Source organism: Aliivibrio friggae, assembly GCF_057368515.1.
Genome location: NZ_CM170648.1, coordinates 611,010 through 623,857, shown reverse-complemented (window position 1 = coordinate 623,857; position 12,848 = coordinate 611,010). Strand labels below are relative to the sequence as shown.

The 12,848-nt window shown below is 42.3% G+C and carries 9 protein-coding genes, 3 tRNA genes and 3 rRNA genes; 4 read left to right on the top strand and 11 right to left on the bottom strand.

Annotation, left to right across the window (positions count from 1 at the left end; all coding sequences use genetic code 11):
* The first annotated feature begins 211 nt into the window (after window positions 1-211).
* Together dapD and AC2INI_RS02910 are read left to right on the top strand one after the other, a co-directional pair.
* Window positions 212-1,243, top strand: coding sequence for a 2,3,4,5-tetrahydropyridine-2,6-dicarboxylate N-succinyltransferase (gene dapD / locus AC2INI_RS02915; RefSeq protein ID WP_045101343.1), 1,032 nt, complete (start codon window positions 212-214; stop codon window positions 1,241-1,243).
* A 112-nt stretch (window positions 1,244-1,355) separates the two neighbouring features.
* Complete coding sequence (locus tag AC2INI_RS02910; protein ID WP_045101342.1) at window positions 1,356-1,544, top strand: YqaE/Pmp3 family membrane protein; 189 nt, start codon at window positions 1,356-1,358, stop codon at window positions 1,542-1,544.
* 27 nt (window positions 1,545-1,571) lie between these two features.
* Here AC2INI_RS02910 and AC2INI_RS02905 read toward each other — a convergent pair whose 3' ends face one another.
* A complete protein-coding gene (locus tag AC2INI_RS02905; protein ID WP_486305307.1) occupies window positions 1,572-2,564 on the bottom strand; it encodes a LysR family transcriptional regulator in 993 nt (330 codons plus the stop codon).
* Between the two features lie 50 nt (window positions 2,565-2,614).
* On the opposite strand from AC2INI_RS02905, the gene chrA reads away from it, so the two are divergent.
* Window positions 2,615-3,766 carry a chromate efflux transporter gene (gene chrA / locus AC2INI_RS02900; RefSeq protein WP_486305306.1) on the top strand — a complete coding sequence of 384 codons (1,152 nt, stop codon included), beginning with the start codon at window positions 2,615-2,617 and terminating at the stop codon, window positions 3,764-3,766.
* 30 nt (window positions 3,767-3,796) lie between these two features.
* Here chrA and AC2INI_RS02895 read toward each other — a convergent pair whose 3' ends face one another.
* The 4 genes from AC2INI_RS02895 to AC2INI_RS02880 are packed head-to-tail and all read right to left on the bottom strand — an operon-like array spanning window position 3,797 to window position 6,551.
* Window positions 3,797-4,222 carry a type IV pilus modification PilV family protein gene (locus AC2INI_RS02895; RefSeq protein ID WP_122036083.1) on the bottom strand — a complete coding sequence of 142 codons (426 nt, stop codon included), beginning with the start codon at window positions 4,220-4,222 and terminating at the stop codon, window positions 3,797-3,799.
* The gene (locus AC2INI_RS02890; protein WP_486305305.1) at window positions 4,212-5,477 is read right to left on the bottom strand and encodes a hypothetical protein; all 1,266 of its coding nucleotides are present in this window, start codon (window positions 5,475-5,477) and stop codon (window positions 4,212-4,214) included. Before AC2INI_RS02890 ends, AC2INI_RS02895 begins: the two co-directional genes overlap by 11 nt.
* Window positions 5,474-6,070, bottom strand: coding sequence for a PilW family protein (locus AC2INI_RS02885; protein WP_122036087.1), 597 nt, complete (start codon window positions 6,068-6,070; stop codon window positions 5,474-5,476). The genes AC2INI_RS02890 and AC2INI_RS02885 overlap by 4 nt, the downstream gene beginning before the upstream one ends.
* Window positions 6,051-6,551 (bottom strand): prepilin-type N-terminal cleavage/methylation domain-containing protein, encoded by a 501-nt coding sequence (locus AC2INI_RS02880; RefSeq protein WP_122036089.1) that lies wholly within the window; start codon window positions 6,549-6,551, stop codon window positions 6,051-6,053. Before AC2INI_RS02880 ends, AC2INI_RS02885 begins: the two co-directional genes overlap by 20 nt.
* 102 nt (window positions 6,552-6,653) lie before the next feature.
* Here AC2INI_RS02880 and AC2INI_RS02875 point away from each other — a divergent pair, with 102 nt between their 5' ends.
* On the top strand, window positions 6,654-7,127 hold the full coding sequence (locus AC2INI_RS02875) for a type IV pilin protein (RefSeq protein WP_486305304.1): 474 nt from the start codon (window positions 6,654-6,656) through the stop codon (window positions 7,125-7,127).
* Between the two features lie 99 nt (window positions 7,128-7,226).
* Here the strand turns inward: AC2INI_RS02875 and AC2INI_RS02870 are convergent.
* The 6 genes from AC2INI_RS02870 to AC2INI_RS02845 all read right to left on the bottom strand — a co-directional run bounded on the left by AC2INI_RS02870 (window position 7,227) and on the right by AC2INI_RS02845 (window position 12,615).
* A tRNA-Trp gene (locus tag AC2INI_RS02870) sits at window positions 7,227-7,303 on the bottom strand.
* 38 nt (window positions 7,304-7,341) lie between these two features.
* Window positions 7,342-7,418: transfer RNA gene (locus AC2INI_RS02865), tRNA-Asp, on the bottom strand.
* 92 nt (window positions 7,419-7,510) lie between these two features.
* Window positions 7,511-7,626: ribosomal RNA gene (gene rrf, locus AC2INI_RS02860) — 5S ribosomal RNA — on the bottom strand.
* 94 nt (window positions 7,627-7,720) lie between these two features.
* A 23S ribosomal RNA gene (locus tag AC2INI_RS02855) occupies window positions 7,721-10,611 on the bottom strand.
* 320 nt (window positions 10,612-10,931) lie between these two features.
* A tRNA-Glu gene (locus AC2INI_RS02850) sits at window positions 10,932-11,007 on the bottom strand.
* Between the two features lie 65 nt (window positions 11,008-11,072).
* Window positions 11,073-12,615, bottom strand: a 16S ribosomal RNA gene (locus AC2INI_RS02845).
* Together the 16S, 23S and 5S rRNA genes with 3 tRNA genes alongside form the textbook arrangement of a ribosomal RNA operon.
* Window positions 12,616-12,848: the final 233 nt, after the last annotated feature.

Here is a 12,848-nt window from a genome sequence, read left to right as displayed (position 1 = left end):
GAATACCACTTCAAATACTAATAGCAGCCTAATGAGCTGCTATTTTGTTTTTTAACTTCTACCTATCTATTTCCCCTTTCTTACACATTTTCTTCATTCTTAGTAAATATTTATTACTTTCGCCCTTCTATATCACAGCAACTCTCTTTATGATGTGAAGTAAGATTTATTTTTAAATACTAATATTTATATGGAAATGGAGAATTATTACATGGCTCATTTTGCTCTTGCCTTTGGTACAGCGACAAAAAACCGCGACAATAAAATCATTGAAGCATTTTTCCCACACCCAGTATTAAACCCTTCTGAAGCGCTAGTTAATTCTATTGCTCAAGCAAGTGGTTATGCTGAAGGCAACCAGGCTATCGAAATTTCTTCTGAAGTTTGTACTGAACTTGCTAATGCATTTGCAGCAAACGGTGATGTGGCTAATGCTGCGTTCGCAGAAAAAGCAGTTCAATCTAAACAACCTCTTGTTCTTGTTGTTCTAGCGACTGATGAGCAATCTCAATCTGTTGCTGAAGGTTTCTTAAAGCTTCAACTTATCTCTAACCGTTTAGTTAAACCACATGGCACAGTATTAGACGGCATCTTTGGCCTTCTTCACAATATTGCGTGGACGAACCAAGGTCCTATCGATCTTCCTGAACTTGCAGACCGTCAAATCGAAGCTCGTCTAGCAGGCGAAACTCTGACTGTAGATTGTGTTGATAAATTCCCTAAAATGGTGGATTACGTTGTTCCTACTGGTATCCGCATTGCTGATACTTCACGTGTTCGTTTAGGCGCACATGTAGGTGAAGGCACTACAGTTATGCATGAAGGCTTCATCAACTTTAACGCTGGTACTACTGGCGTGAGCATGGTTGAAGGTCGTATTTCTGCGGGTGTTGTTGTCGGTAATGGCTCTGATATTGGCGGTGGTGCTTCTATCATGGGTACACTTTCTGGTGGCGGTAAGATGGTTATCTCTATTGGTGAGAACTGTCTACTTGGCGCAAATGCTGGTCTTGGTTTCCCAATGGGTGATCGTTGTACGATTGAATCTGGCCTATATGTTACTGCTGGCACAAAAGTAAGCATGCTAGACAACCAAGGTAAAGAAGTTGAAGTAGCGAAAGCTCGTGATCTTGCTGGCAAAACAGACCTTCTGTTCCGTCGCAACTCTATCACTGGTCAAATCGAATGTTTAACTAATAAATCTGCAGTTGAACTAAACAGCGAATTACACAGCAATAACTAATTTTTCGTTGCATGATTTGAGTATATTCATTCTCCATTCATGAAGACCAAGATAATATTATGGCCAGTAACTAAATAGTTACTGGCCATTTTTTATTTATATAGGAAACTCAATGAGACTATTACTTGCTTTATTACTGCCTTGGTTACAGTTTTTTACTATAGGTCGTCCATTTAGCGGCATCATTTGTCTTATCTTACAAATAACCTTAATTGGTTGGATCCCTGCTGCTATTTGGTCGGTTTATGCGCTAAGCCAATATAGAACAGATGAAAAAATTAAAGACGCTTTTGGGCGATAGACATTAAACCCAAATAGTAATCGAACATTAAGTTCGATAAGTATTAACGCTTTTTTCAATGGTTTGAATGAGTAGCTCTTTGAGCCATTGATAGCGTTTATTTTCTTTATTTCTTGTCTGCCAAATTAATTGAATATCAAACTTACCTACATTAATTGGTGGCTCTGAATGCACTAATTTTTCTGAAAAAAGATCGAGCTGAGCCATTAACTCAGGTACTACACAAATTAAATCTCTTTTTTTCATTAAGTGTCTAATAGTTAAAAAATGTTTAGATGCAACGCTAACTGCACGATTCACCCCTAACGCTTTTAACTCTTTATCTACACCAGTTTTTAATGCGCCATCAGGACTCACTAGCGCATGGGGTAAAGAAATGTAATCAGCCAGACTAATTGGTGCTTTAAATTGATGCCTCATGCCATCCCACATACATACGTGTTTTTCGGTATATAACGTTTGGTATTGAAACTCTTTTTGTTCTGGTTTCATGCTACCAATGATTAAATCAAGCGGCTCTGAATCAAATCTATCTTGGTAATTAGCTTTATCTACCGTGGTGAAACAGAGCTGTGCATTTGGTGCTAATTGATGAATTGCATCAAATATATCAGCGGCAAAAAGAAGCTCTGCGTAATCCGTCATTCCGATTTTAAACGTACCAGTAAATTCACTCACTTCAAATCTATCTACTTTTAAAATATCCCCTGAAATTGTCTGTAATACCTGAGTGATCATTGGATAGAGCTGATTAGCTTTAGCTGTTGGGATCATTTTATGCCCTTGTCGTTCAAACAAAGGATCACGCAACAACTCACGCAAGCGAGAGAGGCTGTGGCTCATCGCCGATTGCCCAACAAATAATTTATTCGCCGCTAATGAAACACTTTTTGTTTCCATTAATGCGCTAAACACGACCAATAAATTAAGATCCACTGCTTTCCAATTAATTTCATTCATAGTTAGTAGTAATTTAATCGATTTGAATAATTGGATAGTAACTCGTAATCTTACTTCCATCAAAACTGAATATCCAAATTTGGATGACACATCAAAAAGCTGAGTACATTATGTTTGAAATATTTAAACGATTTTTTCTTTTAGGTTGGGTTAGCTTCGGTGGGCCAGCTGCTCATATTGGCTATTTCAGAAATGAATTTGTTCAAAAGCGTGGTTGGATAACTGAAGAGGAATACGCTCAACTGATCGCCTTAAGTCAGTTCTTACCAGGGCCAGGTTCAAGCCAAGTGGGTTTTGCTTTGGGTTACCACAGAAAAGGACTCTTTGGTGCTCTACTCGCATCAATTGGTTTTACATTGCCTTCCATTCTTATCATGGTCTTATTAGCAAATATAAGCCATTCATTCTTTGGTAATGACATCTTTGAAGGCATCATTCATGGATTAAAATTATTAGCCGTTGTTGTCGTTGCTGATGCAATTATGGGAATGTATAAGAGTTTTTGTAAGGACAAAATCACCGTACTTTTATGTATTATGACGGCGAGCTTGTTATTAATTCTCCCTTCTATAAGCACTCAATTAATTGCCTTATTAATTGCCGCTATCGTTGGGCGAGTTTATCTAAAATCAGAGCAACCTACTGAAGTTAAAAAAGAATCCAAAGGTATTAATTGGATACCGCTAGTTGTCTTTGGGCTTTGCTTCTTTGCTTTACCAGCTATTGTTAATCATTCACCTTTGTTGGTGCTTTTTTCTGATTTTTTCCAAGCTGGTAGTTTAGTCTTTGGCGGTGGTCACGTAGTACTTCCATTACTGCAAAATATTGTTGGTGACCAAATTAGCACTGATAGCTTTTTAACTGGCTATGCTGCTGCACAGGCGGTTCCTGGCCCAATGTTTACCTTTGCTACTTTCTTAGGCTACGAGCTATGGAGTGAGCAACCTGTTCTTGGTGCTTTAATTGCAACGGTAGCTATTTTCTTACCGGGATTTTTATTAGTACTTGGGGTATTTAGTCATTGGCAAGTTCTTGCCCAAAAACCAGCATTAGCAGGGGCAATTACAGGAATTAATGCTGCTGTAGTCGGTTTGCTAATCGCTGCATTGTATGACCCTGTATTTACAAGTGCTGTAGGCTCGGGGCTAGATATAGCATTAGTAATTATTGGTTTTGCATTATTGAAGGTACTTAAACTACCGATTGTAGGTTTGGTGAGTTTCTTTATTGCGATTGGTGCTGCACTGCCATTTATTGCTTAATTACTTGATTAGACTCAGAATACTCTGGGTCTAATCAAACTCACTGTACCGTGATAGCATCGTTTGTAAGACCACCTCTTGAGTTTCACCCCACCTATTCTCCCACTGCGCTTTTACTTGTATCTCTTTTAAACTAACGATACTTACCCCTGAAATAATTGTTGGCAGACTATCAAAAACAGACCAAGTGACATGATACCCATTAATTAATTCTGCTGACTCTTCTGTTGCAATAGAGCTAAATGAAATCGTCCCGCCTTCACCATCTATTGATCGGATTCTAAAATACTCTAACTTTGATTCTGCAGCATATAATGCACCAATACTGGCTGCGGCGTATTCTGACTTTTTATCAATAAATACTTGTAGCTTAATTAAGCCAATGACACCGACAGTAAGTAAAACAAACGAAATAAGAACTTCTAGTAAACTAAAACCTTGCTGCTTAAAAATCATGCCACGATCCCTCTTTCCAGCGCGGTTGAACTAGTTCAGAAATAAGGTTTTGGATAATATCGCTATTATATTTAAAACTAGCACTAGTATAAAAAATGGCTGACTGATCTTGCGTATCAAAAAATTGTCCGCCATTTAATGTAAAGGCGCCATGTTGATAAAACGAAGCGCTAGATAAAAAAGACGATGGGAAAATAGAATTTATAACTCCTCCATGTGGGTATAAGAAGTTGTAAGTATCCGTACCTATCCAATTTGAACCATCTTTAGGTACTTTATAATCATAGTTAAAATGGAAGAGAACCCCTTTCATCTCTTTTGCAATAACACCATTTGGAGCCCCCATAATAGAAAACGATCCATCATGAATCATAATAAAACTGCCATCCGTATGCTTATTCATCGCCTCAGAAAAACCTTGGTATTCCACTGAAGTGATCTCACAACTTCCTTCAACCCAAATAAACTTATTGTTGGCATTTAGTTTATTTATTAATTGCGTACCACAATTGGATAAGCGTTTTCCTGCAGGTGTTTCTCCTCCATATAACACAGTAAATTTACCATTATCTCTGATAGTATTATGCTGACTGGGGTCTATACCAAAAATATCTTTAAATGGAGAGATCGAGACATCTTGTTTGAAATCTGATTTAAGCCCTAGACTTCCCATTGAGGTATTCGTTTTATAGCCAGTGTTACAATCTTTACCTTGGTGATTAAAGTCTCGACTAGATGTAATACTTGTTTTCACACCTTGGTTTACAACACTGCCATTGGCGTCGATCAAATTTTTATATCTCACTGCGATACACTCCCAACCATCGTTACCTAAACGAACAGGATCGGGAACATCTATTGAAATACTGCTATGAAAATACAAATTCGATGATGATTTAATGACACCATCACCACCAGTTCCTCCTATGATAAAGGTCTTTCTTACTCTCTGAGCATTCTTCACTGATTCAATTTGATAGTTAGTCTCTTTAACGATAGTTAGTGAACTTAAAGATAACGCTTTGCACTCTTCAATATCCCCATGAGGAAGCATCCCTAATGCCGTTACTTTTGCATATACACATTCAATCCCTCCTTCTGCCGCCCAATAGCCCTTTCTCGCTTCAATTTCATTTTGAGCTCGTTTTATTTGATAAAAAATATGCTTATAACTTGCTAAGGAAAGTATTAAAGAAGCCATTAAAATAACACTCGATACAAGTAAGGTAATTGCACCTTGTTGTTTGATTATCATTGCCAGTTCCTCTGCGTAAGCTGAATTTTAGAGGAGTGTTGATGAGAGGTATTTTTAAGCTTTACGGTTGCAGATATAGATAAATAAGCAGAACTCACCGAGCGATTAAGAGAGGTTTGAACAAGTGTAAAATCCGTCATCGTCATAATATCTGTATCTAATAAAGAATAAAAACGAGTACAAAAATTAATATCGGGTATCGATGACAAGTTAGATTTCGTACATATTTTTAATGTGTCAGACGCATATTTTATGCTAATACCTCGCCATTGCTCAGGTAATTCTGACGTTTTATAAACGTAACTTAATTGCTCACCTGAAACGTGTATGACGTTACTTGCTCCAGAAAGCACCGCTGAATAGTGACTACTTCCATTGAAGCCAGCTCGATGGCTCTCTTCTTTTATAAAGCGTAATGCATCATTAAGCTCTTGAATTAATAGAAGGTTCTGACTTCTATCTGCATATAACTTTTGTCCCTTTAAATAGATACTCCCAATAAGCGTTAGCACTATAATCCCGATAGTAGAAGCAACAAGCAATTCAATCAAAGAAATGCCACATTGTTTTTGTCTAGCACTTCTTATAACCATAGTGATCCTCCCCTTCAGAACATATTCTGATCCGCCCCGTAATATGGTGAATTAATAGTTTCAATTTTTTACTTCTATCTTTATAAAGCAAAAAACTGGCTGGCATATGGGGAGTGGCTCTAACAGGGTTTAATACAAGCGATGACATGTTTGAGGAGAGTACTAACTGAGGGTAATTTGTTGAATGTAAATAAGTAATAGAAGAAATTTGAGCTTCAGAAATCGTTGTTAATGAACTGTCCTCAGGGTTAAGAGAGAGTATCCAATCATTCGTTTCCTTTATGTAAAAAATCTTAAGCGCTTTATTTTGCAGTACTGATTCTGACTTTGCTTGAATTAAAAAACCTTCTAGGTCACCTAATAGGCGTTTTATTTTTTGCTGTTCAAGAAGATAAGAAAAACTCGGCACCGCTGACATCAACAAAGTGGCAAGTACAATAATAGTGATAAGTAATTCAAGTAAAGTAAAGCCGCGAGGCATTTCGCAATTTCCTTTGCAACATTCCGATTTGGAATTTTCATCTTGCTAGGAAGAGTAGCACTGTTTAAAACTAGTTATATTATCTTTCAATGAGTTATCGGAATGATTCGAATTTTCAGTATATCAAAAGCACTCAAGTTTCATCATGGCGTGACATTGATCGAATTACTTATCGTTGTTGCAATAATTTCTATTTTGGCAACGGTTGCTTATCCTAGTTACATGGTACACGTATTAAAAAGTCATCGAATGGAAGCTATGTCCGCATTAACCAAGACCCAACTTCATATTGAAAGTTTATATCCAACAAGAGCAGAAGCAACGGCAAAAGATCGATATAAAGCTTTGCTAGAATTAGTTATCAATAAAGAAATAGGTTCTTGTTTAATCGATAATGTGTGTGACATTGATAATAAAAGATACCATTTATCTTATGATCTCACAGGTTCAGGGATCAACACCTACATCCTATCAGCGACTCCACAACGTGATTTAGGCCAAAATAAAGACGCTTGTGGGATATTGAGCCTTAATGCAGCAGGAATTGGTTCAGGAGAAAATACAAACTGTTGGTAGTAGAAAGTATATATTCTTATTGTAGGGGAATAAGCAGCTCTTTTCTCAAATTCCAAACAGCAAAAAGGCTCATATCTTTCGATATGAGCCTTCTAAATATGGCAGGGGTGGAGAGATTCGAACTCCCAACACGCGGATTTGGAATCCGCTGCTCTGCCAGTTGGAGCTACACCCCTGTAGTAATTTTAAAGACTTAACTCTGTCTGTAAATAAGTGGCGGAGTGGACGGGACTCGAACCCGCGACCCCCGGCGTGACAGGCCGGTATTCTAACCAACTGAACTACCACTCCGCAGTGTCTATTCAGCATAATGCTATTACTTAAATAAAACATATTATGTTTTATTTTGCTTTTATCTTTAAAAAGATAAAAACTAAATTCAAGCCTGGCGATGTCCTACTCTCACATGGGGAAACCCCACACTACCATCGGCGCTATTACGTTTCACTTCTGAGTTCGGCATGGGATCAGGTGGGTCCATAACGCTATGGTCGCCAAGCAAATTCTTTAATTCGGAAAGCTAGTTAAGTTCTTATTCACATTCAATATCGTTCTTGCAATTTCAAATCCGTTCAAAACCCCTTGGGTGTTGTATGGTTAAGCCTCACGGGCAATTAGTACAGGTTAGCTCAATGCCTCACAGCACTTACACACCCTGCCTATCAACGTCGTAGTCTTCAACAACCCTTTAGGATACTTAAAGTATCAGGGATGACTCATCTCAAGGCTCGCTTCACGCTTAGATGCTTTCAGCGTTTATCGATCCCGAACTTAGCTACCGGGCAATGCTACTGGCGTAACAACCCGAACACCAGAGGTTCGTCCACTCCGGTCCTCTCGTACTAGGAGCAGCCCCTTTCAATCATCCAACGCCCACGGCAGATAGGGACCGAACTGTCTCACGACGTTCTAAACCCAGCTCGCGTACCACTTTAAATGGCGAACAGCCATACCCTTGGGACCGACTTCAGCCCCAGGATGTGATGAGCCGACATCGAGGTGCCAAACACCGCCGTCGATATGAACTCTTGGGCGGTATCAGCCTGTTATCCCCGGAGTACCTTTTATCCGTTGAGCGATGGCCCTTCCATTCAGAACCACCGGATCACTATGACCTGCTTTCGCACCTGCTCGAATTGTCATTCTCGCAGTCAAGCGGGCTTATGCCATTGCACTAACCACACGATGTCCAACCGTGTTTAGCCCACCTTCGTGCTCCTCCGTTACTCTTTGGGAGGAGACCGCCCCAGTCAAACTACCCACCAGGCACTGTCCGCAATCCCGATAAGGGACCAACGTTAGAACATCAAGCATACAAGGGTGGTATTTCAAGATTGCCTCCACCAATACTAGCGTACTGGTTTCAAAGGCTCCCACCTATCCTACACATGTAGGGTCAATGTTCAGTGCCAAGCTGTAGTAAAGGTTCACGGGGTCTTTCCGTCTAGCCGCGGGTACACTGCATCTTCACAGCGATTTCAATTTCACTGAGTCTCGGGTGGAGACAGCGTGGCCATCATTACGCCATTCGTGCAGGTCGGAACTTACCCGACAAGGAATTTCGCTACCTTAGGACCGTTATAGTTACGGCCGCCGTTTACTTGGGCTTCGATCAAGAGCTTCGACCGAAGTCTAACCCCATCAATTAACCTTCAAGCACCGGGCAGGCGTCACACCGTATACGTCATCTTACGATTTAGCACAGTGCTATGTTTTTAATAAACAGTTGCAGCCACCTGGTATCTGCGACTCCCGGCAGCTTAGAGAGCAAGTCTCATCACCGCTAGGAGCGTACCTTCTCCCGAAGTTACGGTACCATTTTGCCTAGTTCCTTCACCCGAGTTCTCTCAAGCGCCTTAGTATTCTCTACTCGACCACCTGTGTCGGTTTGGGGTACGATTCCTTATAATCTGAAGCTTAGAGGCTTTTCCTGGAAGTATGGCATCAATAGCTTCACATCCGTAGATGCTCGACATCGTGTCTCAGCCTAACAAGAGTCCGGATTTACCTAAACTCTTAGCCTACGCACTTGAACTTGGACGACCGTCGCCAAGCCTACCTAGCCTTCTCCGTCCCCCCATCGCAATTATAAGAAGTACGGGAATATTAACCCGTTTCCCATCGACTACGCTTTTCAGCCTCGCCTTAGGGGTCGACTTACCCTGCCCCGATTAACGTTGGACAGGAACCCTTGGTCTTCCGGCGAGGGGGTTTTTCACCCCCTTTATCGTTACTCATGTCAGCATTCGCACTTCTGATACCTCCAGCAGCCCTTACAGACCACCTTCAACGGCTTACAGAACGCTCCCCTACCCAGCACAATAAATTGCACTGCCGCAGCTTCGGTGTATAGCTTAGCCCCGTTACATCTTCCGCGCAGGCCGACTCGACCAGTGAGCTATTACGCTTTCTTTAAATGATGGCTGCTTCTAAGCCAACATCCTGGCTGTCTGAGCCTTCCCACATCGTTTCCCACTTAGCTATAACTTTGGGACCTTAGCTGGCGGTCTGGGTTGTTTCCCTCTCCACGACGGACGTTAGCACCCGCCGTGTGTCTCCCGGATAGTACTTACTGGTATTCGGAGTTTGCAAAGGGTTGGTAAGTCGGGATGACCCCCTAGCCTTAACAGTGCTCTACCCCCAGTAGTATTCGTCCGAGGCTCTACCTAAATAGATTTCGGGGAGAACCAGCTATCTCCAAGTTTGATTGGCCTTTCACCCCTAGCCACAAGTCATCCGCTAATTTTTCAACATTAGTCGGTTCGGTCCTCCAGTTGATGTTACTCAACCTTCAACCTGCCCATGGCTAGATCACTTGGTTTCGGGTCTATATCCAGAGACTGAACGCCCAGTTAAGACTCGGTTTCCCTACGGCTCCCCTAAACGGTTAACCTTGCCACTGAATATAAGTCGCTGACCCATTATACAAAAGGTACGCAGTCACATAACAAGTATGCTCCTACTGCTTGTACGTACACGGTTTCAGGTTCTATTTCACTCCCCTCACAGGGGTTCTTTTCGCCTTTCCCTCACGGTACTGGTTCACTATCGGTCAGTCAGTAGTATTTAGCCTTGGAGGATGGTCCCCCCATATTCAGACAGGATATCACGTGTCCCGCCTTACTCGTTTTCACTGATGATGAGATGTCGGTTACAGGGCTATCACCTTGTATCGCGGCACTTTCCAGAGCCTTCACCTGTCTCATTAAAAGCTTAAGGGCTAACCCAATTTCGCTCGCCGCTACTTTCGGGATCTCGGTTGATTTCTCTTCCTCGGGGTACTTAGATGTTTCAGTTCTCCCGGTTTGCCTCGCTGCGCTATGTATTCACGCAGCGATACTAGCTTATGCTAGTGGGTTTCCCCATTCAGAAATCGTAGACTCAAATGGTTTTTACTACCTAATCTACGCTTATCGCAAGTTAATACGTCTTTCATCGCCTCTGACTGCCAAGGCATCCACCGTGTACGCTTAGTCACTTAACCATACAACCCCAAGAGGTTTCGTATGGACCGTTTGCTTTCACTTTTCAAAGTGAAGACAAAACAGCAACCAAGGTTGAACTCTTCATTGAGAGTTCTGGTTTTTCGCCGGATTCAAAATACAAGAACACTTGAATGTGTTTTTAGTTTGTTTATCTAAAAGATAAACAAAAGGTATTAAGAACTTTTAAATTTTGATTTATCTAACTCGTAAGTTAGTTAAATCAGTCAGCTTTCCAAATTGTTAAAGAGCGATTTCACGCTAATGCGCGTAACCATTTTTAAAGACTCTTAAAGGTGTTACCTAAAAGAACGTTTAAAGATGGTATCCCGTAGGGGAGTCGAACCCCTGTTACCGCCGTGAAAGGGCGGTGTCCTAGGCCTCTAGACGAACGGGACACTGGATACTCTAAATTAAAACCTAATTAATCTGTGTGAACACTCATAAATTGCAATCTATCGTTTAAGGAGGTGATCCAGCCCCAGGTTCCCCTAGGGCTACCTTGTTACGACTTCACCCCAGTCATGAACCACAAAGTGGTGAGCGTCCTCCCGAAGGTTAAACTACCCACTTCTTTTGCAGCCCACTCCCATGGTGTGACGGGCGGTGTGTACAAGGCCCGGGAACGTATTCACCGTGACATTCTGATTCACGATTACTAGCGATTCCGACTTCACGGAGTCGAGTTGCAGACTCCGATCCGGACTACGACGCACTTTTTGGGATTCGCTCACTATCGCTAGCTTGCAGCCCTCTGTATGCGCCATTGTAGCACGTGTGTAGCCCTACTCGTAAGGGCCATGATGACTTGACGTCGTCCCCACCTTCCTCCGGTTTATCACCGGCAGTCTCCCTGGAGTTCCCACCATTACGTGCTGGCAAACAAGGATAAGGGTTGCGCTCGTTGCGGGACTTAACCCAACATTTCACAACACGAGCTGACGACAGCCATGCAGCACCTGTCTCAGAGTTCCCGAAGGCACTAAGCTATCTCTAGCGAATTCTCTGGATGTCAAGAGTAGGTAAGGTTCTTCGCGTTGCATCGAATTAAACCACATGCTCCACCGCTTGTGCGGGCCCCCGTCAATTCATTTGAGTTTTAATCTTGCGACCGTACTCCCCAGGCGGTCTACTTAACGCGTTAGCTCCGAAAGCCACGGCTCAAGGCCACAACCTCCAAGTAGACATCGTTTACGGCGTGGACTACCAGGGTATCTAATCCTGTTTGCTCCCCACGCTTTCGCATCTGAGTGTCAGTGTCTGTCCAGGGGGCCGCCTTCGCCACTGGTATTCCTTCAGATCTCTACGCATTTCACCGCTACACCTGAAATTCTACCCCCCTCTACAGCACTCTAGTTCACCAGTTTCAAATGCGGTTCCGAGGTTGAGCCCCGGGCTTTCACATCTGACTTAATGAACCACCTGCATGCGCTTTACGCCCAGTAATTCCGATTAACGCTCGCACCCTCCGTATTACCGCGGCTGCTGGCACGGAGTTAGCCGGTGCTTCTTCTGTCGCTAACGTCAAGATGTGCAGCTATTAACTACACACCCTTCCTCACGACTGAAAGTACTTTACAACCCGAAGGCCTTCTTCATACACGCGGCATGGCTGCATCAGGCTTTCGCCCATTGTGCAATATTCCCCACTGCTGCCTCCCGTAGGAGTCTGGACCGTGTCTCAGTTCCAGTGTGGCTGATCATCCTCTCAGACCAGCTAGAGATCGTCGCCTTGGTGAGCTCTTACCCCACCAACTAGCTAATCTCACCTGGGCTAATCTTGACGCGAGAGGTCCGAAGATCCCCCTCTTTGGTCCGAAGACATTATGCGGTATTAGCTATCGTTTCCAATAGTTATCCCCCACATCAAGGCATATTCCCAGGCATTACTCACCCGTCCGCCGCTCGTCAGCAAATTAGCAAGCTAATTTCTGTTACCGCTCGACTTGCATGTGTTAGGCCTGCCGCCAGCGTTCAATCTGAGCCATGATCAAACTCTTCAATTAAAGTTTTTTGATACCTTTCAGCAGAAAGGATATCGACTCAATGATTAATACTGATTGTTACATAAAAGTAATTTTGTGTAGTCACTCAGTTCATTGATTATTTTGTTTGAATTCACTTCGAAAAGTAAAAGCAAACTAGTGATTATCAACTCACAAGTGCCCACACAGATTAATAGGTTTCAAATTTTTAAAGAGCAAACTTCAAGTTTTGAAGCCTTTCGGCTTTCCCTTGA

Coding starts and splice junctions, on each gene's coding strand:
- AC2INI_RS02880 (WP_122036089.1), bottom strand. CDS start 6,551: ATGCCTCGCGGCTTTACTTTACTTGAATTACTTATCACTATTATTGTA.
- chrA (WP_486305306.1), top strand. CDS start 2,615: ATGTTTGAAATATTTAAACGATTTTTTCTTTTAGGTTGGGTTAGCTTC.
- AC2INI_RS02910 (WP_045101342.1), top strand. CDS start 1,356: ATGAGACTATTACTTGCTTTATTACTGCCTTGGTTACAGTTTTTTACT.
- AC2INI_RS02875 (WP_486305304.1), top strand. CDS start 6,654: ATGATTCGAATTTTCAGTATATCAAAAGCACTCAAGTTTCATCATGGC.
- AC2INI_RS02895 (WP_122036083.1), bottom strand. CDS start 4,222: ATGATTTTTAAGCAGCAAGGTTTTAGTTTACTAGAAGTTCTTATTTCG.
- dapD (WP_045101343.1), top strand. CDS start 212: ATGGCTCATTTTGCTCTTGCCTTTGGTACAGCGACAAAAAACCGCGAC.
- AC2INI_RS02890 (WP_486305305.1), bottom strand. CDS start 5,477: ATGATAATCAAACAACAAGGTGCAATTACCTTACTTGTATCGAGTGTT.
- AC2INI_RS02885 (WP_122036087.1), bottom strand. CDS start 6,070: ATGGTTATAAGAAGTGCTAGACAAAAACAATGTGGCATTTCTTTGATT.
- AC2INI_RS02905 (WP_486305307.1), bottom strand. CDS start 2,564: ATGGAAGTAAGATTACGAGTTACTATCCAATTATTCAAATCGATTAAA.